Origin of the sequence: Melioribacter sulfuriphilus (genome assembly GCF_051488685.1) — a bacterium.
Lineage (GTDB): Bacteria > Bacteroidota > Ignavibacteria > Ignavibacteriales > Melioribacteraceae > Melioribacter.
The window spans coordinates 62165-84535 of record NZ_JBPSEH010000005.1; the positions used below are offsets into that span (position 1 = coordinate 62165).

General features: G+C 38.4%; 16 protein-coding genes. 8 read left to right on the top strand and 8 right to left on the bottom strand.

The genetic code is table 11. The features are described 5' to 3' along the window. The first annotated feature begins 2 nt into the window (after positions 1-2). The 3 genes from ispG (at position 3) to ACSSV9_RS08070 (ending at position 3968) form a co-directional block, all read left to right on the top strand. Complete coding sequence (gene ispG, locus ACSSV9_RS08060; protein WP_437346924.1) at positions 3-1955, top strand: (E)-4-hydroxy-3-methylbut-2-enyl-diphosphate synthase; 1953 nt, start codon at positions 3-5, stop codon at positions 1953-1955. Positions 1956-2116: 161 nt separating this feature from the next. Continuing rightward, on the top strand, positions 2117-3229 hold the full coding sequence (locus ACSSV9_RS08065) for a Nif3-like dinuclear metal center hexameric protein (protein WP_437346735.1): 1113 nt from the start codon (positions 2117-2119) through the stop codon (positions 3227-3229). Position 3230: 1 nt separating this feature from the next. Further along, complete coding sequence (locus tag ACSSV9_RS08070; protein ID WP_437346736.1) at positions 3231-3968, top strand: zinc ribbon domain-containing protein; 738 nt, start codon at positions 3231-3233, stop codon at positions 3966-3968. A gap of 46 nt (positions 3969-4014) precedes the next feature. On the opposite strand, the gene ACSSV9_RS08075 is transcribed toward ACSSV9_RS08070, so the two are convergent. The 3 genes from ACSSV9_RS08075 to ACSSV9_RS08085 all read right to left on the bottom strand — a co-directional run bounded on the left by ACSSV9_RS08075 (position 4015) and on the right by ACSSV9_RS08085 (position 7644). Next, positions 4015-4896 carry a shikimate dehydrogenase gene (locus ACSSV9_RS08075; RefSeq protein WP_437346737.1) on the bottom strand — a complete coding sequence of 294 codons (882 nt, stop codon included), beginning with the start codon at positions 4894-4896 and terminating at the stop codon, positions 4015-4017. A gap of 11 nt (positions 4897-4907) precedes the next feature. After that, positions 4908-6320, bottom strand: coding sequence for a tetratricopeptide repeat protein (locus ACSSV9_RS08080; RefSeq protein ID WP_437346738.1), 1413 nt, complete (start codon positions 6318-6320; stop codon positions 4908-4910). Between the two features lie 97 nt (positions 6321-6417). Beyond that, complete coding sequence (locus tag ACSSV9_RS08085) at positions 6418-7644, bottom strand: galactokinase (protein WP_437346739.1); 1227 nt, start codon at positions 7642-7644, stop codon at positions 6418-6420. 154 nt (positions 7645-7798) lie between these two features. Here ACSSV9_RS08085 and ACSSV9_RS08090 point away from each other — a divergent pair, with 154 nt between their 5' ends. Further along, positions 7799-8623 (top strand): SDR family oxidoreductase, encoded by an 825-nt coding sequence (locus tag ACSSV9_RS08090; protein ID WP_437346740.1) that lies wholly within the window; start codon positions 7799-7801, stop codon positions 8621-8623. Here the strand turns inward: ACSSV9_RS08090 and ACSSV9_RS08095 are convergent. Both ACSSV9_RS08095 and ACSSV9_RS08100 read right to left on the bottom strand, forming a co-directional pair. Then, the gene (locus ACSSV9_RS08095; protein ID WP_437346741.1) at positions 8620-9072 is read right to left on the bottom strand and encodes a hypothetical protein; all 453 of its coding nucleotides are present in this window, start codon (positions 9070-9072) and stop codon (positions 8620-8622) included. The genes ACSSV9_RS08090 and ACSSV9_RS08095 overlap by 4 nt on opposite strands. Before the next feature lie 329 nt (positions 9073-9401). Continuing rightward, entirely contained in the window at positions 9402-11603 is a 2202-nt protein-coding gene (locus tag ACSSV9_RS08100; protein ID WP_437346742.1) for an inorganic phosphate transporter, read from the bottom strand. Positions 11604-11768: 165 nt separating this feature from the next. Between ACSSV9_RS08100 and ACSSV9_RS08105 the strand changes: the two genes are divergently transcribed. Continuing rightward, entirely contained in the window at positions 11769-13166 is a 1398-nt protein-coding gene (locus ACSSV9_RS08105) for an APC family permease (RefSeq protein WP_437346743.1), read from the top strand. On the opposite strand, the gene ACSSV9_RS08110 is transcribed toward ACSSV9_RS08105, so the two are convergent. Next, positions 13161-13742 carry an inorganic diphosphatase gene (locus ACSSV9_RS08110; RefSeq protein WP_437346744.1) on the bottom strand — a complete coding sequence of 194 codons (582 nt, stop codon included), beginning with the start codon at positions 13740-13742 and terminating at the stop codon, positions 13161-13163. The genes ACSSV9_RS08105 and ACSSV9_RS08110 overlap by 6 nt on opposite strands. 123 nt (positions 13743-13865) lie before the next feature. Here ACSSV9_RS08110 and ACSSV9_RS08115 point away from each other — a divergent pair, with 123 nt between their 5' ends. Then, positions 13866-14765 (top strand): carbohydrate kinase family protein, encoded by a 900-nt coding sequence (locus ACSSV9_RS08115; protein ID WP_437346745.1) that lies wholly within the window; start codon positions 13866-13868, stop codon positions 14763-14765. Beyond that, on the top strand, positions 14762-14905 hold the full coding sequence (locus ACSSV9_RS08120) for a hypothetical protein (protein WP_437346746.1): 144 nt from the start codon (positions 14762-14764) through the stop codon (positions 14903-14905). Before ACSSV9_RS08115 ends, ACSSV9_RS08120 begins: the two co-directional genes overlap by 4 nt. 4 nt (positions 14906-14909) lie before the next feature. Here ACSSV9_RS08120 and ACSSV9_RS08125 read toward each other — a convergent pair whose 3' ends face one another. Continuing rightward, positions 14910-15311: a PEGA domain-containing protein gene (locus tag ACSSV9_RS08125; RefSeq protein ID WP_437346747.1), complete on the bottom strand. Its 402-nt coding sequence runs from the start codon at positions 15309-15311 to the stop codon at positions 14910-14912. Positions 15312-15423: 112 nt separating this feature from the next. Here ACSSV9_RS08125 and ACSSV9_RS08130 point away from each other — a divergent pair, with 112 nt between their 5' ends. Continuing rightward, positions 15424-17013 carry a M28 family metallopeptidase gene (locus tag ACSSV9_RS08130; protein WP_437346748.1) on the top strand — a complete coding sequence of 530 codons (1590 nt, stop codon included), beginning with the start codon at positions 15424-15426 and terminating at the stop codon, positions 17011-17013. A gap of 77 nt (positions 17014-17090) precedes the next feature. Here the strand turns inward: ACSSV9_RS08130 and ACSSV9_RS08135 are convergent, their stop codons facing one another. Beyond that, the gene (locus ACSSV9_RS08135) at positions 17091-22250 is read right to left on the bottom strand and encodes an SdrD B-like domain-containing protein (protein ID WP_437346749.1); all 5160 of its coding nucleotides are present in this window, start codon (positions 22248-22250) and stop codon (positions 17091-17093) included. Positions 22251-22371: the final 121 nt, after the last annotated feature.

A 22371-nucleotide genomic window follows, 5' to 3' on the forward strand; every position in this document is an offset into this window, starting at 1 on the left:
AAATGGATATAAAGAAATATAAATACTGCGTTAGCACAACACGATACAAAAGGTTCAAAACGAGAGAAGTAAATATCGGTGGCATTCCACTCGGTGGCGATAATCCGATAAGAGTCCAATCGATGACGACAACAAACACAATGGACACAATTGCAACCGTCAATCAATCGATCCGATTAATTAATGCAGGTTGCGAATATGTTCGCATTACTGCTCCGAGCATAAACGAAGCTCGTAATCTTGAAAATATCAAGAAAGAACTTCACAAAAGGTGTTACAAAGTTCCGTTGATTGCAGATATCCACTTCACACCAAATGCCGCCGAAGTAGCCGCACGAATTGTCGAAAAAGTTCGAATAAATCCTGGAAATTACGCCGACAAAAAGAAATTCCAGACCATTGAATACACCGACAAACAATACGAAGAAGAAATAGAAAGGATACGCGAGCGTTTTGTGCCACTCCTCAAAATATGCAAGGAATACGGCACAGCAATTAGAATCGGAACAAATCACGGTTCACTTTCCGACAGAATAATGAGCCGCTATGGTGATACACCGTTAGGAATGGTAGAATCGGCTTTAGAATTTGTGCGAATCTGTCGGGACGAAAATTTTCATGATATTGTGCTTTCGATGAAAGCCAGCAATCCGCAAATTATGGTGCAAGCTTACCGACTGCTCGTCAACAAAATGGAAGAAGAGGGTTACAATTATCCTCTCCATCTGGGTGTGACAGAAGCTGGTGATGGCGAAGACGGAAGGGTCAAATCTGCAGTGGGAATTGGTACATTGCTCGAAGATGGGCTCGGCGACACAATTCGTGTTTCGCTGACTGAAGAACCCGAAAACGAAATTCCTGTGGCAATCACACTTGCCAAAAGATATGAAAACCGCAGTAGACACGTTTCCATTCCCTCAATTAAAAAAGCCGTTATCGATCCATTCAACTACAAGAGACGGGAAACTTTTGCCGTCTCCGATTTTGGTGAAAATAATGTGCCGAAAGTTATAGCCGACTTTTCATATATCGACTTAAAAGATGAAAGTCAACTCAGTGCTATCGGCTACACATACAACAAAATAACTGACAAATGGAATTACTCTGACCAATCGGCCGATTGTATTTACCTCGGAAAAAATATTCCATCATTTAATCTACCCACCAATCTTAAACCAATCTTAGATTACGACAAATGGATTATTTTGAATTGCAAAACCGAGTATTTCCCATATTTTAGTTCGACGAAAGAATTCGTCCAGTCTAAATCAAAATCGTTTATAATGAATTTTGTGGAAATAAACGTTAACGATTTAAAAAATAAATCGCTCGAAATTATTAAAAACGATCCACGCATTACTTTTGTTCTGACCACAAGTAATTTGCACGGCATGGCCGAACAGCGGAGAGTTTTTTTTCACATGATTGAAAACGATATAAAAAATCCCATCGTCATTCGGAGAAGTTACGACACAAGCGACACGGAAAAACTAATGCTTTATGCATCGACCGATTTTGGAGCTTTACTGATTGACGGACTGGGTGATGGGATCTGGATTTCGTCTGTTGATAAAAACTGCGACCAAAAAACAACTGAATTAATTAATAGAATATCGTTTGGAATATTACAAGCAACTCGCACTCGCATCTCCAAAACCGAATATATCGCATGTCCATCGTGCGGCAGAACATTGTTCGACCTGGTTGAAGTAACAAACAAAATCCGAAAAAGAACCGAGCATTTAAAAGGTGTAAAAATTGCTATCATGGGTTGTATTGTCAACGGACCGGGAGAAATGGCAGACGCCGACTATGGTTACGTCGGCTCTGGCCCTGACAGAATCACTCTTTACCGCGGAAAGGAAATTGTCAAAAAGAATATCAAGTCAGAGTATGCTCTCGACGAATTGATCGAATTGATCAAAGAAGACGGGAAATGGGTCGAAAAAGATTAATTTTTTGCCAGTGTTGAAATTGAAGACTGGAAATCATATTTTTGTACATAATTATGGACACATTTAGTTATAAAACGAAAATACCAGAGACTTACAGTAATAATTCTTAAAGGTAAAAATGCACTCCAATAAAATCGGGGTGCATTTTTTTTTGCATATATATGAAAATAGGCGAACTGACAAAGTATCTTGAAGAGTGGGCGCCAAAAGAAGCTGCATGGGAACGAGATAACGTCGGCATTCAAATTGGCTCCCGGAACAAAGAATTGAAAAACATTCTGTTATGTCTCGAACTAAATCACGATGTTGTTTCGGAAGCCATCAAAAAGAAATGTAATTTCATCTTCACCCACCATCCATTTATTTTCAATCCAATTAAAAAAATCGAATTCGACAGGGACAATTTAATAGAAAGAATTATCACGAACGGTTTAACCGTCTATTCAGCACATACGAATCTCGATTTTACCAAAGGCGGGGTATCATTTGCACTGGCAAAAAAATTAAATCTACAAAACATCAAATTTCTCCAAAATGCCGATTCCAACCGTCTTAAAATTGTGGTCTTTGTACCTGAAGAGTCGGTTGACTTACTTTCCGAAAAATTGTTTGAAGCAGGAGGCGGTATAATTGACGAATACTCACGCTGTAGTTTCCGTCTTAAAGGGGAAGGTACATTTCAAGGCAGCGAAAATTCAAATCCTGTAGTCGGCAAAAAAGGCATTTTCGAAAAAGCTACGGAAATACGACTTGAATTAATTGTCGACAGCTGGCACTTACCCCGTATACTCGAGGCTATTGAGAGATACCATCCTTACGAAACCCCTGCTTACGACATCTACCCGTTAAAAAATAAGAACGAAAATTACGGCGCTGGCTGTATCGGTGAATTGCCGTCTGATATGACACCTTCTGCTTTTTACGACCATTTAATGGAGTCTCTAAAACTCGAAGCTTTCAGATTCACTGAAGGGAAACAAAGAATAATCCGCAAAGTTGCCGTATGTGGGGGTTCCGGTTCCGAATTACTTGGCAGAGCTATCGCATTAGGCGCCGACGCATTTGTCACTGCTGATATCAAATATCACACATTTCACGATGCTGTTGATAAAATTCATCTGATCGATGCGGGACATTACGAAACAGAAGTGGTCGTTCTAGACGAAGTTAAAAAGAGAATTGAGAAGTTTATAAACGACAAAGAAATCAAAATCTATAAATACACACGCAGTACAAATCCGATAAAGTTTTATAAACATAAAGGAGATAAATAAATTGTTAGAACGATTAACAGTACTCTATGAATTACAGTTAATTGACGATCAACTCGATCAGCTTGAAGAGTTGAGGGGTGACCTGCCTGCCGCCGTCAACGAGCTTACTACACAAATCGAATTACTTCAAGAACAAATTCGTACGAAGGAAACCGAAAAAGAAGATTCTCTGAAAAAAAGAAGAGAAAACGACGATGAGATCGAGCGTCTTCGTGGAAATCTAAAAAAATTCAAAAGTCAGCTTTATCAAGTAAGAAACAATAAAGAATATGATGCTCTTACAAAAGAGATTGACCACGCCGAAGAATTAATTAAAAAGCTCGAAGAAGAAAACACTGCCCTCGAAAATTTGATCGAAAAATTGAAAAACGAAATAAATGAAGTGAAACCTCAGCTCGATACACTTAATGAAGAACTCAAAGTTAAAGAAGCGGAACTAAAACAAATTATTAAGGCTAACGAAAGAGAAGAAATTAAGTTAAAAGAAATTCGGGAAAAGACAGCAGCCAGAGTAAGAAAACCCGATTACAATACTTACATGCGAATCCGTAAGGCTCTTGGCGGCAAAGCAATTGCAACAATCGTCAGAGCAGCTTGCTCGGGTTGCCATAATATTGTTCCCCCTCAGAGACAACTGGAAATAAAACAAAACAAGCGACTCTACTCGTGCGAATCGTGTGGAAGAATTATTGTTTCGGCAGAAATTGCAGAAGAGGCGCAAAAGAGAATTAAATTATAAACTCTTTCACAAAAGATTTGACCCCGCGAATGGAGCGGGGTTTATTTTAATTATTTATTAAATACGATTCGATAGCTTTGTATATTTTATCTTTGGGCATCTCTTCGCCTGTCCATAACTCAAATGACTTTGCACCCTGTTCCACAAACATCATCAAGCCTGTAATAATACGCGCACCTCTGGATTCTGCCAGTTTCAGTAACTTTGTTTTAATCGGCGTATAGACCACATCAAAAACAATTTGTTCGTCGTTAAACGATTCTGGAATCGTGGTTGCGGCATCGTCGATATCAGGGAACATACCCATTGATGTGGTATTGACAATCAATTTTGAAGAATTGAACGTATCGACCAAATCCGGCGGTACAAGGGGATAAGCCTTGATATTGCTGAAAAGCATCTTGGTCGAAAAATATTCTTTCAACGATTCGGCTATTTGCTCCGTTCGGTTAACGATATTTATTCGTTCTACTTTGAAATGTCTTATCAAAGCATAGATGACACTACGGGCTGCCCCGCCAGCTCCAATGACAGTTACTATCGAATTCTGCAATTCCTCTTTATAGGGATTCAAAGATTCAATGACACCCAGAACATCTGTATTGTAACCTCTAAGAATTCCTTCGTCGTTTACAATAGTATTGACGGCACCAATTATATTTGCCTCTTCAGAAATATCTTTAAGCAACGGAATAACTTTTTCTTTGAGAGGTATGGTGACGTTAAAACCTTTGATGCCCAGAGCAATCATTCCTTTTAGCGAATCCTTCAGCATCGTTGGCGGGACATCAAAAGGTAGATATATATAGTTGAGCCCGGTCAATTCGAATGCAAGATTATGCATCAATGGAGAAAATGAATGCTTAATCGGATGTCCGATAATTCCGATGATCTTTGTATTATGATTGAACTTGTTTTGAGTTTGCATGTCGGAAGAAACTATTTGTTGTCATCTATCAGTTTATTGAACAACTTGGAAGATTTTATTTCGGGATAATCGTTAGTAAATTCCGTTTTAATATTCGGGTCGAGCTCAAATGCTTTTTTGAGATAATCGATCCCTTCCTGCGTATGACTGAGCAGAAAATTTATTTTGGCAATCGAATAATATGCACGTGCATAATTGCAGTCAATACGAATGCATTCTTTATAAGCTTTGAGCGATTCGAGCCAGTTGCCAACTTCAAAATAAGCTTCTGCAAGCTTCAGCCAGCCGTTAAAATTATTCGGATCGATTTCGACGGCACTTCTGTAACTCTGGATCGATTCATTCAATTTGCCGAGTGAATATTCGAGGTCTGCTTTTGCGTACCATGCATCTACAGGCTCGGAGGCAATAGTAATTGCTTTATTGAAATCTCTCAAAGCCAGTTGAAACTTACCCACAGCATCATAGCAATTTCCTCTAGCAAGATACGCTTCGTAATAATCTGGATCGAGATTGATTGCTTCGGTATAACATTTAATTGCATTGGCTAGAGACCCCATTTCTTCATAAGTTTGCCCGAGGTTGTAATAAATTGTTTCGTCGTCTGGATCGATTTTTAGAGCTTTTTTGTAAGCAGTCATAGCTTGCTTATATTTTCCGGTTTTATAGTAAGCATAGCCACAATTGAACCATGAACTCGAGAAATCATCTTTAAGAGCAATTGAAAGCTCGAAAGCATTTATTGCTTTTTCGAATTCTTCCAGACGGAGATGAACAATCCCTTTATTGTACCATCCGGCATAATTTTCTGGGTCGCCGTTAAGATAGATTTCGTATGCTGATAGTGCTTCTTTAAGCTCTCCCATCGATTCGTAGCAGTAACCAAGTTCGTACCAGGCTTCCAGATAGTCGGGCGCTTTTTCGACAGCCATTTTGAAATATAAGATGGCCTCATTATACTTTTCTTTCTTTTCGTAAATTGTACCGAGATTATAGAGTATTTCCTCGTTATGAGGTTCGATGGCAAGAGCTTTTTCCAGTGAACTTACTGCCTCTTCGAACATTCCGAGATTATCTTCTGCAATTGCGATATTAATATGCGTGTCTACGTCATTAGGATTTAGTGAAAGCGCTTTGAGAAAGCATTTGTAAGCTTCCTCAAATCTGAACATATTGTTCAAAAAAATGCCTTTAAAGTGCCAGATTTCATAATTATAAGGCGTCAGCTGCAAAAGCGCATCGGTTAAATACAACCCGTCTTCCACCAGGTCGTAATCGATGCACAATTGAATTGTATCTTCGATAAAATCGATATTCGTAAGGATACGACCTTCTTTAATGATGTCTTTGCAACTATCAATCTTTTCCTTCAATTCTTCGTCGCTATACTCGGAGTTGAACCCTTCAAAAAAGTTATAATCCATTTACTCTCCATAAAATTCACGGGAAAATGTATAACTAAGGTTTATTAAAATCAAGTTGAATTTGTTATTGAAATTTCGTTACTGGTGCATATCACATTCAGATATTATCTAAATCTTTTGAGGTATATTCCCTCATGCCTTCGGCAGGTTGAAAGCGGTATGCATATAACTCTTTTTTGAATTTTTCTTGATATAATTTTTTTATATGATCGATGTAATCTTCAGCGCATTCTTTTCTTACAAGTTGAAAAGTGCTTCTGTATTGAGAGCAACTGATCATTTTAGATCCGTAAACACAATCGATATTTTCGGAATTACGCACAATAAAATCACACGATTCGTCGCTGAGCCCGTAGTCTTCAGATAAACTCCAGTGAGACTGCGATATAATATTGCCTAAGGCTCTATAATCTCTCTTTTTCAATGCATCGATTGCTTCTTCTACTCTTATTCTTTCTTTGACATTGTAGAGAATCCTGTTAAATATTCTGCGGGGTAGCATGTGAATGTGTCTCAATAAAAATTCAAGACTGACGTCCCGTAAATTTTTTATACCCCAAATATAGAGTCGTAATCCTTTTACCCCAATTTCACATTCTTCAATTCTTTCGTTGCAAATTGACAACGAGTCGATAATCTTATTCCCTGTATCGAGTATAACAAGTTCATATTCAGAATTGTAGTTGTACTGTTTTTCCTGCAAAGTTCTCAAATCGACAAAAAAGAACTTATTTTTTTTCGAGTGATGAATCGTAAGGTGTTGTGCTACATTCGAAATTTTGCCCAGTAATTCGAGTTCGTTTTTGTGAACATAACTCAATAAGCCATCACAATTAAGGCGAAATGCCTTGCGCAGTGCACAAAGGAATCCAATTTGTATTGAAGAAATTTTACCGAGTCCGATGCAATCAGGAGCATCATTAAAAAATAATGCTTCGAAACCCCTGTTAATCAGGTTGTCGGCTTTCAACAATCGCGTTATACCCAAAACGTATTTAGTGTAAACGTCTGTTTCCTGGGGTATTTCAAAAAAATTAAATTCACTCAAAGTCCCATTAATTGCATTGTAAATTTTTATCTCGTAGTCTTTTCTTTTTCTTAAAATAACAGTAGTATAAGCATTTAACTGTACCGATAACAAAATGCCGTCGTTATAATGCGTGTGGTCGCCAAGGAGCATCAATGCAACTGGAGCGGTTATTGCCGATGCATTTCTGGTGTCGCCAAATACTTCCACAAACTTTTGTTTGGCCTTTTTCAGCGATTCCAGCGTCATCGACTCAATATCTTTTTTAACCTGTAAATCTTCAAGTATATTTTTCATGTTATGATAGAGAAAAGAATATTATTGTCTTATTAAAAATAAGAAATTATCCTCAATTAACAATTACGTGCATTAAAAAAAATTAATATCATTATAAAGATATATTATCCTTAAAACTTATTATATTTGTTTATACAAATAAGTAAGATAGATTATGAGCAAAAAAACAGTTTTAATTACAGGTTCGACCGATGGAATCGGAAAACAAACAGCAGTGGAACTGGCAAAAAGAGGTTTTGACATTATAATTCATGGCCGAAAACAGGAGCGAATTGACCGAACTATAGACGAATTGAGAAATAGATATAAAGGAATAGAGATCGAGGGCATTACTGCAGATTTATCTTCTCTTCAGCAGGTAGTAAAATTAAGCGAAAATGTTAAACGCAAGTTTGGAAGCATCGATATTCTTATTAATAATGCGGGCACCTATTCTCAACGAAAAATATTGACCGAGGACGGTTACGAACTAACATTTGCAGTTAATCATCTGTCGCACATGTTATTGACTTACCTGCTTTTGAACAACATAGTTGAACCTGGAAGGATTATAAATGTCAGTTCAATTGCACATCAAAACGGAAAGATCCAATGGGGTAATCTAAACGCAGAAATTTATTATGACCCATATGGCGCATACGCTCTGTCGAAACTTGCAAATATTCTTTTTACAATTGAGCTCGACAGGCGTTTAACGAACAAACAAATTACAGTAAACGCATTACATCCTGGTGTAATCGACACTAAATTACTTCGAGCCGGTTTTAGCATTAAAGGAGATTCACTCGAAAAAGGAGCTGAAACATCGGTATATCTCGCAGTCTCCGATAACGTCGCTAATATATCGGGCGCTTATTTCATCGACAAAAGACCTGTAAATCCCTCGTCAATCTGTCATGACGAAGGTTTACGAACAAAATTTTGGGAAGTCAGCTGCGATATGATTGAAAAAGCTACCGGTATTAAAATAATTCTTTAATCCCAGGCTGTTTTTTCGGCTTTAAATTTAACTTCGTATTTTTTTGTATAGGTATTGTCAAATATACTGAGTTCCATTCGTATCCCTTTGCCCAAAATTTTATAGTCCACAGCGCTCAATGTATCAATCTCCATACTTTTTGAAGCACATTCATTCAGGAACTCGCCAAGAGCTTTTTCGGCCTGAGATTTGTTGTTATACATAAAATCGACCTGTATTTGAAATATTCCCTCTCGATCGGAAATAAAAGCCATGCGAGCTTTATTGTCCTGGTAGAAAATACACTCCATGGCGGGATTGCTTTTGTCGTGAAATTTTGGTTTGCCAAATTTTTTAATCACTTCGCTGCTGCTCTTCCCTATAAATTGACAGAGGGAAAGGTCCTGAGAATAGAAATTTGTCCCCAGCGGAATAAGGAAAATCAACACGAATCCGATTGATTTCCTCATACCCACCTCTTTCTCTATTTATATATCGAAATTAATTTTCGGTCTTCAGAAAAAGAGGTATTTTATGCCAACAATATATCGTATAATAAATACCCGATAATATAGACTACACTGATGGTCAGTATTCCAATCAAGAAATAAAATGCAACGTTTTTAACTTTCTGATTATTTTCTTCCATGTGCCCGATGTCAATTTTATTTGCTATTACTAATTACAATATTTTTCCTAAATATTCAAACAAGTTATCGACTACGACCGAGCAATTTGAGGATGCCGTGTCGTGTCTTATATGTTATTAAATCCTCTTCTTACAACAATAATTTCGAATTTATTTTTTCTCGCCGTTTTTCAGAAATTCATTGATTGTTTTCAAATTGTCGAGCAAATCTTCCGTCTTAAAAAGTATATTAAGGAACAAAAGATTTGTCCTTACGCTCAATTTTCCCTGCTTGATATACTTTATTTGATTTTTGTCGAGCTCAGAAATTAAAGCTTTCGTCTTTTCGTATCTTTCATTAAAATTTTTTTTCTTATCCAATTCGAAAGATTTTGCCACTAAATCCAGAGAATCTTTCAATTCCTTTAAATCGTCGATCTGCTCTTTAATTAGTCTTGAGTGATTATTGTCGATATGCTCAAATGCTTCCCTTGCAATATCTCTTAAATTTTGAGCGATGTCGCCAATAGCAGTCACGGTTTTACCAAACTCTACATTTTCTTCGTAACCATCTACAAATTGTGCACCGTATAAAAGTTTATTAATCAAAACTGCACTTTCTTCTTCCAGTTCTTTCGTTAGTTTCAGGGATTTTTTGAGTTTTTTCCTTTTTTCTGCCGATAGACCAGTATAGATATTGTCATAAATCTTTTCAACATTTTTCAGATAGTTATCGAGACTTTCTTTGAAGGAATTCGACAACAAAGCTTTCTCTTCTTCCAGAAACGATTCTTCAACTCTACTAACTTTCTTTTCTTTATTGCGATGAAGCAGATTTGTGCGAACTATCAAAAAGGCGACCAATGCAAATAAAATGAGGAGGGCAACAACTCCGCCGAAATAAATCAAAGTTGCAAAAGTTGCACTTATCATCGTGGCTATAAAGGCGGTAAATATCCAGCCCGCAATAACAGTTAGTACACCATTAACACGATAAACTGCGCTATCTCTTCCCCAGGCTTTATCGGCAAAAGACGTAGCCATTGCGACCATAAATGTTACATAAGTGGTCGAAAGGGGAAGTTTATACGAAGTAGCAATAGAGATGAGACTGCTGGCAACCATCATATTTACAGTTGCGCGTATGTAATCGAAAGCTGGACGATCTTTCTTTTTAAGTTGCATATACTCTGCTTTGTTAACGTCAAATCGTTTGTTTAGTTTTTTGAGATATTTTTTTGGAATGATTCTTTTTAATACGTAACTAAGATTAAGTCCTGCTCGCACAATGTTTCTTGCCAGCGCAGAAGATTCAAATTTTTCGTAGCCTTCAAATTGTCTGCCGAGATTGATTTCAGTTCTCGTAACTGAACGAGCTTTTTTATTTATCCAGAGGGTCCCGATCATTACAAAACCCGCCAGGATAAGAATAATTGTATTGGCTTTGATTGGCTCTTTCAAAGCTTCCATTGTCATGTTTAAAGGATTTGTGTGCATTGAAGCTATTTGATACGAATTCAAGCCCGCCAGTGGAACGCCAATAAAATTCACCAGGTCGTTTGCAGCGAATGCCAATGCCAGCGAGAATGTGCCAATTAATACTATCGGCTTAAGAATATTAATCTTTGTAAACAACAGCAGGAATTCAAAAATCACCGTCCAGAATATTACGCTTGCCAGCAATACTGTTTTTGTATGGGATAAAATCCAATCGACATCTTCTTCTGAAAGAAATGCTGTACCTCTGGCTCCTTTAATAAAAATAAAATATGTAATTGCTGTCAAAGCCAGAGCTCCCCACATGGCTCCGTATTTTTTGAGCCTTTCTTTATAATCAAATGTGAAGATTAAACGCGATATAAATTGTATTAACGATCCGAAAACAAATGAAATAATCACCGACAAAAAAATTGCCGAAAAGATTCCCGAAACACGCGCCGTATTAATGTATTTTCCAATTTCATTTATATTTTGTCCGGCTTGCAAAATTTTAATGCTGGCGACAGCCATGCTCCCGCCCAATAAACCCGATATAAGAGATACAGTAGTTGAAGTAGGTATTCCGAAAGTATTGTATAAATCGAGCAAGAGAATGTCGGTAAACATAACTGCGACGAAGATAGCCATAACATCCCTGAAGTAAAACATTTCTGGATTGAAGATCGCATTCCGTGCTATTTCCATCATACCGCTTGAAAATAATGTGCCGACGAGAATACCCAGAGCCGATACGATTAAAATAATATGTCGAGGCGCAACTTTCGAACCAATTGCAGAATTAAGAAAGTTTACTGCGTCGTTTGCTACACCAACAACCAAATCGGAGATAGCCATTATAAAAAGGATGATTATAAATATCAGATATGTTTCCACTTTATGTCTCCATATTAGCTGCTTTACAAAATATTTCGAGTCTAACGTCTGATTTAGAAAATTACAGGAATAAATCTAATAAATTAATCGAAAATTTTTTCCTTTTGGATTTGAACTCCTATTTTATTTTTTTTAGTGTAATCAAAATTGAAGCTAAAGGATAAAATGAAACAACCCCGAACCGAGTTGGTACGAGGACTCTCCTTAACAGCAGCAGTGATGATTGTTGCTGGCTCGATGATCGGTTCGGGAATTTTCCGTAAACCTTCCACAATGGCTCAGCAACTCGGCTCACCTGAACTCCTGATCTTGGTCTGGATAGCTGCGGGATTAGTAACTCTGATAGGCGCTTATATAAACGCCGAACTGGCAGGCATGTTCGACGAGACGGGAGGCCAGTATATCTATTTCAAAAAGATGTACGGCGACTTTACTTCTTACATATACGGCTGGTCAATACTTTCTGTCATTCAAACCGGTAGCCAGGCTGCCATTGCTTATGTATTTGCCGAATACGTCGGTTATTTTGTCCACTATTTCGAACTGCCACTTGCATTGCAGCAGTTCAATTTCACAATACCGCTGGCAGGAAAAATCTATCCATTTTATGATTTCGGCACAAAGTCTGTCGCAATTATTGCTATTATTTTTTTGACAGCAATTAATTATATCGGAGTTATCACCGGCGGTTCATTACAGACAGTGATAACATACATCAAGATCGGAATAATCGTAATCTTTTCGCTCCTTTTAATTTTAGTTGGGAATGGAAGTATGTCGAATGTTTATACAGGTTTTCGGCTGCCGGAAACAGATGCACGAAATTTATTCGATTCGATCGGATTGTCGTTTGCCGGAGCTTTCTGGGCTTACGATGCCTGGAACAACATTACATTTGTTTCAGGCGAAGTAAAAAACGCTAACAGGAATGTTCCCCTTGGATTGTTATTCGGAGTGTTGATTGTGATATCTGTCTATGTATTCATTAATATAGCTTACCTCTACGTCTTGCCCGTATCGGAGATGGCAAATTCACCCCTCGTTGCTGCTACTGCCGCCGAAAAAGTATTCGGGAATTTTGGCGGTAATTTAATTTCATTAATTGTTATTATATCAACTTTCGGGGCGTTGAACGGTAGTATTCTTGCCACAGCACGTGTTCCTTTTGCCATGTCGAAGTCAAAACTGTTCTTCGATTCGCTCGGCAAGGTTCATCCACGATTCGGCACTCCTTACATATCGCTCGTGGTACAAGGAATCTGGTCGTGCATACTCGTCTTATCGGGCACTTTTGATACTATAACAGATTACGTTATGTTTGCCTCCTGGCTTTTTTATCTACTTGGAGCTTACGGTATATTTGTAATGCGGAAAAAAATTCCCGACGCCGTTAGACCCTATAAAGTATGGGGATATCCGTATACACCTGTAATCTTTATCTTCTTTGCATCATACTACCTTATTACAACTTTAATTTCAGATACCGAAAATGCTATGCTCGGTCTGATTCTCGTGCTGAGCGGACTCCCCTTTTACTTCTTTTCCAGATACAGAAGATTATGACCCGAACACTTCTTGATATTTTTTTATCGACTGCTTGATAATTTTATAAGCTTCCGACTTCCCGTAGAATTTCTCGACCACTACGTGTTTATGCTCCAATTTTTTGTAGTCTTCAAAAAATCTCTTCAGTTGTATTGTTGTATGAGGTGGGAGGTGTTTCATATCCGTAATATGATTGAATGCAATATCATTATTTGCAACCGCAATAATTTTGTCGTCAATCTCATCCTCGTCTACCATTCGCATCATGCCGATAACTTTCGATTCGATTATGCACATCGGATCGACGTCGATTGAAGAAAGGACTAAAATATCGAGCGGGTCACCATCGTCGCTTAGAGTCTGCGGCAAAAATCCATAATTCGCAGGATAGTAAACCGCCGAAAAAAGAACTCGATCGAGCTTCAAAAGTCCGCTTTTTTTATCGAGTTCGTATTTTGCCTTTGAACCCTGAGGAATTTCGATAATTGCATTTACAATAGCCGGGGCTTCATTTCCGTATTCAACATGATGCCAGGGATTAAAGTATTTAGAAACCTGTACAACGTTTTCCGCCCCCTTTTTTTTCTTGCCCATAAATTACCTTTTTTGACTGATAACTTACAAAATATCCTAATTAATGGTCAAACAAAGCTCTCTTAAATTTGTATATAAAAAATATTTTTTTATCTTTATAAAAATTTTGAGAGTGAATGCCTTATGAAAACACCTGCAATTACTGCTTTCGGAGAAATATTGTACGATCTTTATCCCGATAAAAAGAGGCTCGGCGGAGCACCGTTTAATTTCATATATCACGTTTGGAAGCTTTCAGGAAACGGAAATCTAATTTCGAGCGTGGGCAACGACGATAACGGCAGGGAAATCATTAGTTTTCTTCATTCCATCGGATTTAACACGGAATACATTTATATTGATGAAGAACATGTTACTGGCACAGTTAACGTCAAAATTGACGAGCATGGCATTCCTCGATTTACAATTTCGCCCGAATGCAGTTATGATTTCCTTAAGCTTACCGAGAAATCGAAAAAATTACTCGAAACTGAAACTGACCTATTGTATTTCGGCACACTTGCACAGCGGAGCTCTGTTACACGCAGTAGTCTCGAAGAAATATATAAAATTGACAATTTAAAATTCTTTTGCGACTTAAATCTGCGTCACGATTTTTTTTCTAAGCCGCTCGTCGAGCAAGTTTTGAAAGTAAGCAATGTAATCAAATTAAACGAAGAGGAATTATTCAAAGTAATAAATATGTTCGATTATCGAGGAGATGAAAAAGAAGTTATCGAACGTTTGAGCCATAAGTACAATATCGATTTGGTATCTATTACAAAAGGTGCCGAAGGTGCTCTGCTGTATGACGGAAAAGATTTCAATTACTATAAAAATTCTCCCCGAAAAGTAATTGATACTGTCGGTGCGGGCGACGCTTTTTCAGCTATCCTTTGCCTCGGATATTTGCAAGGAATCGACACAAGCGAAATCAACAAAATAGCAAACGAATTTGCCGCAGATATTTGCGAAATTGAAGGCGCAATTCCTGCCGAAGATACACTCTACGACAAATACAAAAATAAGATTATTAAAAAATGACGGTCAAAAAACTTTACGGGTTCGGGAAATATGCTATCGATCTCGATCATGAGGATATCGATGCTTACCTCGATTTGATCTATCATACCATTTTTAAATCGAGAACAAAAATTTTACTTGAGGAGCATTTAAAAAGATAAAATGTTATCTGCGTTTCCTGGCATTTTCGTCTTCTTTTGCTTTTTGTAATTCTACCGATATATTTTCTGGAAAAATTTTATACATCGAGCCAGTCAGCATATCGATCGTCATGCCAGGAATAAATCCATTCAATACATTGCCCCAGAACCAGAAAGAAATTTTCCTGGTAAGTTGTGTCTCGTAAGTATCATATCCGTCGAGTTCTATTTTCAAAACGTGATTCTTACCTCTTTCAATATTTACAATCTGGGGAGTTAATCCGAACTTTTTACCATCAATGGTTATGCTTGCATTCTCAGGTGTGGTTTTGATTTCAATTTCCTGTGTCGTTGAATTAATAAACGTAGCACATGAACTTAATCCAATAATTAACACAACCGCCGTTAAATAGACTAAAGATTTCATGATTCCTTTTTTTATTTTATTATCGAAATCATACGTCATAAAATTTAGTCGTTGAATACTACTTACTCAAATTGTATATTGTGTCGAATTACAAACAAAGTATAAAAATACAATGAAAAAAATTATTACAGCTGCGCTATTCATAGCTACCTTCATATCAATTAAGTCACAAACCGTCAACGAAGCATTAAACCAAATTGACGAGTTTTCATTAATCGACAGGGTTAAAATACTTTCTTCCGACAAGTTTTTGGGAAGAGCACCCGGTCATGAAGGCGAAGAAAAAACAATTGAGTATCTCAAAAAGGAATACAAAAAACTCGGCTTGAAAGCTCCCTCTGACAATTATGAACAGAAATTTGAACTGGTCGAACTTACTCCTGAAGTAAGTCCCGTGATCGAATTTGTAAAAGGCGACAAAAAAGTTAGTCTGAAATACGCCGATGAATTTGTAGCCATTACGCGACACATTCAGAAGAGTATTGAAATTCCTCTTACAGAAGTTGTCTTTGCGGGTTATGGTATTAATGCGCCCGAGTACGGCTGGAACGATTTTGAAGGTATCGACGTAAAGGATAAAATTATTATCGTTCTGGTCAACGACCCGGGATTTAAAACTGGAGACACATCCTTATTTACCGGGAAAGCGATGACTTATTATGGTAGGTGGACTTATAAATACGAAGAAGCCGCAAGGCAGGGAGCGGCAGGAATATTCATCATTCACGAAACCGAAGCTGCAAGTTATCCGTGGGAGGTTGTACGAAACGGCAGAGTTGGTCCGCAATTTTTTATTGAAGACGACAGTAAAAATTCTTCGAGGTCAAAATTCGAAGGCTGGATCACTTTTGATAAAGCAAAAGAAATTTTTGAATTAGCAGGTTTAGACTTGCAAAAAGAAATTGAAAATGCGGCAAAACCGGGATTTCGTTCCAGAAGTTTAGGACTAAAAACATCGCTCAAAATCAAGAATAAGATAAATCGCATAGAAACTCGAAATCTTATCGGAATCTTGCCTGGCAGTGAAAAAGCAGACGAATATTTAATTTATATGGCTCACTGGGATCACCTCGGATACGACCCTAACTTAAAAGGCGATAATATTTATAACGGTGCCAGAGACAATGCACTCGGCGTGGCTTCAATACTCGAGATTGCGGAAGCATTTTCAAAAGTAAATCATAAACGTTCAATTGCTTTTCTCTCCCTCGCAGGCGAAGAACAGGGCTTGCTGGGTTCCGAATATTATGTCAATAATCCAGTAATACCGCTAAGCAAAACAATTGCCGCATTCAATTTTGACGGCGGCAATATTTTCGGTAAAACGAAAGACATTGCAGTCCTCGGTTTGGGTAATTCGGAGCTCGATAGTTATATTAAAAGCGTTGGTAAAGAATTCGGAAAAACGATCGTGCCTGACCCTACTCCTGAAACGGGGGGATTTTATCGTTCCGACCATTACAACTTCGTTAAAGCGGGAATTCCATCTCTCTATCTGAAGCAGGGCGTCATAGCCGAAAATGGAGAAACCAACATCCCCGAGCTATCACGACAATGGACCAAAGAACATTATCACAAAGTTAGCGACGAATACAGCAGTAAATGGGATCTTTCGGGCGCTATCGAAGAAATTAAAATACTATTTGAAATCGGTTATCGACTATCGAACGATGGTAATTATCCAAAAATTTTACGCAAATAACTTTTCAATCATCTTTTTTAAAATAAAAAAACCCGGCAGTGAAATTTCACTTACCGGGTTTTTGAGTTCTCAGGAAATTATTTTACAAGCACCATCTTTCTGGTAATGTTTACATTTTTTCCAGTTAGTCTGTAGATATACATTCCCGAGGCAAACGAGCTACCATTGAATGTAATTGTCTGATAACCGGCATTTACGAAATCGTCGAATAAAGTAGCCACTTCCTGTCCCAGTATGTTATAGACTTTGAGTGTATAATTACCACTTTCTGGAACACCGAATTTTATTGTTGTAACAGGATTAAAAGGATTAGGATAATTCTGGCTCAGCTCGAAATCTGTTGGAATGTCGTTCGATTCAATGGAAGTAACATCACCTTCTCTTCTGCTCAAAAGAATCTTACCTTCTTTAGTACCCACGAATACATTCTCTGAATTTTGCGTAACGACGAGAGAACTTACGCCTAGCCCACCGAGACCTTGAGAAGTCCATGTAGAACCGTTATCTTCTGAACTGTAAACACCGCTCGTCCATGAGGCAACATAAACTTTACCGGTCAAATCTGTAACAATCGAGTAAATAAAGAGAGCGGGTAGATTGTTAATTTTTTCCCATGTAGCTCCGTCGTCAAGAGATCTATATAAACCGTTTCCGTAAGTACCAGCAAAGAGAGCATTTGAGTTCGACGAGAGCGACCAAACGAAATCGTAACCGACATTGAGTTTTGTCCATGTATTATTGTCGTACTTAAATACTCCGCCTCCGTAACTTGCCGCATAAAGTTTATTATTATGAACTACTATTGATTGAATTACAAGATTGTATCCGAGACCGGTGTTCATTTCTGCCCATGTCAAGCCATTGTCGTTTGATACATAAACGCCATAACCCCATGTGCCTGCAATTAACTGTCCATTATTTACAGCCAGGTCGTGAACGTCTATATTGTTGAGTCCTGCCTCGCTCCATGAAGAACCATCATATTTAAATACACCTAGTTCTGTAGCGGCGAACAAAGTACCGTCGTTTATAATTAACGACCAGATATATCCTGCCTGGAGATTGCCTTTAATATTAATCCAGTTACTGCCTCCATCGTCAGAGCGATAGACATTTCCACCCCATGTACCAGCAAAAATTGCTCCCGAGTTATCGTAAGCCATTGCATAGACAATCTCGCCGTTCGAAAATCCGTTTACATATTGCCAGTTCTGACTATTATTATCATCGTTATTATTTTGAGACGAATTCTCGTCGGATTGATTCGAAACTGTAATAAGCGCACTCGAACTGTTATTACTGCTGTCGGGATCGGTAGTTACTGTAGAAGTAATTGTGGCAATATTTACTATTTCTTTTTCAAAGGGGATATTTCCAATGAATGGGGCGTAGTTCATCTGGCCGGCACCTGAGAATGATTTACAAATCATCTGACCGTTAATTACACCAGAAACAAATTCAACATGAGCAAAGGGAGCAAGTACCGAACCACGTATGTCGATACCCTGAATTGTTAAGTTTTCAGCTTCGTAGAAATTATAGAGTACATTTGTTATGCTTGTGCCATTGACAGTAAGACCTCCCGTCCAGGATAAATTTACACCGTCGATATTTACGAGCACAACAGAACCGTTTGGAGCGTTAATCGTTACATTGTTGGCGGACGATAAATCAGAGCCATTGACTTTGAAGACGTTCAAGAATGGATCGTTGCCTGTAAGTGTCAAACCACCGTATTGAAAATCGACCGTACCCGTAACGGTATAAACAGAGAGTGTGGTCGATAAATTTTCGAGATACGTTTTGGCTGCCGCAAAATTAATCGGATTATCCTGACGAAGTGTACCGCTAATGCTTACTGAATTTTGTGGTAGATTTGTTGAGTTTCCGTACGCAACGCTGCCGTTGATTGCACCGCTAATAAAATTCAGGTCTCTTCCGACTATCAGAACATCGCCACTTCCTGCAGGCAATTGGTCGCCAATACTGTAATTGGCAAAGTAAGCATCTCGTCCTACTGCTACTTTGCCCTGTGTATCCGAAGAGGGTTGTTCGACATCATAAATAACGAACAAATTATAATCTTTTGCAATTCCGAGATCGAATATCGAATTATTAATTTGCTCACAACTTGCAGTTACATTTATTGTAAGCGTGGCAGTAGCAGCTGAATCGAGATCGCCCACGCTCCACAATCCGGTTGTTGTATCATATACACCCTGAGAAGCGGAACTGTAATTGTATATCAGGCCCTGAGGAAGTATATCAGTAACTTGAATTCCCGTAGCCTTGTTGGGTCCATCGTTGGTTACTTTAATTGTATAATTAATTGTTTCGTTGCATTCTGGCTCGGTATTGTCTACACTTTTTTCGATTCTAACGTCTGCAGGTTTTTCCTGAGGCGGCGGGCAAACCCACGGATACCAGTAAAGATCTCTACCTACGCCGTTTTTAATTGGATTTCCGTTGCAATCGAGTATATTAACTCCGTAATGGATTTCCACAACTTGATCGTCAGGACGAATGCCTGGCCATTGCGCAGTTATAGAAAATGTTGTGTCCTGAGTAATTAAAATTGTTTCGTAGTGAGTCGAATTATCAACACTTCCGTCTGTCGGTTCTACAATTCTCCAGGACAATTGCAGATAGGCTTTACTCGGATTAGGAGTAAGACTGACAGAGCCATTAATCGTAATCGGCTTAGGATCGTATTCGCATATAGCGGAATCTGGACCCAATTGAGCACTCCAGTCAGTTACGCACGAAAGTTCGCAGTCGATTTCTACAGTAGCATCGTCTTCATCTTCAACCGAAGCAGATCCGTCAATTGGATGTCCCACAGCTTTAACAATATTGACGAGCACTCCACAATCATCATCAGTAACAGTATACGTTTTGGTGAATGATTTAACTTCGCCAGGATGGACAGGCGATATGTTTTTAATTTTATGATCTCCGGCAGGATTGATTAATTCGTCATAAAAATCGACACCACCGCTGAGTGTAACATCACCGCAATTTTCAACTGTAAATGTGTATGTAATAACGTCGCCCGGTTTTGCGGTCTGTCGATCAGCTGTTTTTGTTACACTTACACACGTTTTATAAAAACCGAAATCGATCGATAAATTGTCGCCGCAATTGAGAGTTACATTAATAGGTTTATTGATTCCTCCATCGCTGTCTAATTCGTCGTTGCTACCTTCATTTAATTTTGTCGAATACCATTTAACCTGGGCGTTGCTTTCGAGTACCCCACCTGCAACAAAATTAGAAGAAGCAAGTCTTACTGTATAAGAACCATTAAGTAAATTATCGAATAGGTAGTAGCCGTTTGCGTCCGTCGTATCGATTGCCACGATTTGATTGAGTTGCAATAATTCAACAACTACTCCTTCAATCCCTTCTTCGTTTTGATTTTGAAGGCCGTCGATGTTTTTGTCGTGCCAAACGTAATTACCAATTTTGTTCATGCATACAGTTTCAACATAAATACCGGCGTCCCACGAAAGGTCATTTTCACCCGAAGTTAGAGTTGTGCACAAAGTTTTACCTGTATTAATATTTGCATCCGAATCGACTATGTCGTTGCCGTTGTCCTGAGCAGTAAATACGTAACCCTGCGGAAGAACAAATTTAACATAATAATCACCTGGGGTAAGATTGCTGAACAAATATTCGCCTTGAGAGTTTGTAGTCGTAGTAGCAATTAAGTTATCGTCGCAGGAATAAAGTTCGACAGTTACATTTGACACGCCGTTTTCACCGTTATCCTGCAAACCGTTTTTGTTTGTATCATCCCAAACTTTGTTACCCAAAGAAGCTGGCAATTGACAGGTTAAAAAGCCTTTATCGACAGTACCATTGTCGAAATTTTCGTTTATTGCCGTTGCGGCGTCGTTAATTTCAGAATATGTAAATCCATTTAAATCACCGCCTCCTAAAGCTGCTTCGGCAAATGCTAAAAATTGGTTTACTGAATAGCCAGCAAAAGGTCCGACTGTAATTACCAGGTCGCCAAGAGGCGTAGGATTCGTACCGAGATAACCTGCTGCGCTGTAGTATACATTCAATTTTAAAGCTGTTAATTGTCCTGCCAATACATTTATTCCGGAAGAAGGATTAGTGTAGTTTTGATTCAAGGCCTCTGCACTTTCTCCGTCGGGCAGGTAATTTTTAATAGCTGAGGAAGAGGTAAAAGTAATTTTATAATTACCGCCAACAGTCATTCCATCTGGAAAGACGGAATTAAAATAAGCGTCCCTTATTGTGCCCGGCAAGCTATTGGAAGGACTTCCCCATCCGCCCTGAGTAAAAGTTACATAACCTTTCAAATCGCATTCACTCGATTGATACCACTCCACTGTTGCATATTCTTCTTTGATATCGAAAGTAGGTGTTGCAAGCACGAGCTTTTGTTTATCAGCCGGATTTGTAGAATGAACATACCGAGTGCCCTGAGGAATATCTACTTCAGCTTTTACACTCAAAGTAGCGGTGCCGATACCGTTGTAGATAAGAGTAAATGGACCGGCATGACCATTATTGTCCGTCGTTCCACTAACAGCGCTCAAAGTTCCAAGCGATGTGCTTATCTGAAGTTCTACATTAGCTACCGGATTTCCGTTCAAGTCATAGGCATAAATGTCGAACTGAGCAGGTGTATTTTCTAGAAGAGACTGAGATGTGGGCAAAATTATGAGTGTCTGTAATGGAGCCGCATTATTATGATTTGCCATAGCATCAGCAATAATGGCCAGCGCACGCTGTTTAACCGTGTTGTTGTTCGATATTGTGCTGGCATCTACACCGTCGCTAAAATGCCAGATGGCAAATTGTACTGCCGCTGCTTCCAGATTGTCGTCCGACAATTTACCCGCATAACTTGTTTTATGGGGATAGTAATTGTTAAGAATATAAGTAATTTCGGAAGGAGTGTAATCTTCGTCCCAGTAATCCTGATTATAAGCTAATCCATGTTGCAAATCGACACAATAAAAATACTCGTCTTGAGAATTTAGCGTACCCTTAAAAGTTCCAGCAAAATGTTTCGCCTGTTGATTGGTGTAAGGATTCGTATATTTAATCGACTTACCTTTAGCCGTACCAGTAATTTTCGCAATACTTGTATAATTTGTAGTTTTTTTGATTCCTTTTGATTGTGCCTGAAAAACTGTATTTCCAACCAAAGTCAAACTTAGCAATAAGACCAGACTTAGTATAAAAGAGTTTTTCACTCCTACCTCCTGCATTATAAATTTATCGAGGAGGTAGAAGTCAACTATAATGCCATTAAAAAACCTTCGATTTTGAGCTTAAATCGAAGGTTTTAATAAATTTTGGAAGGGTAGGGTGTAT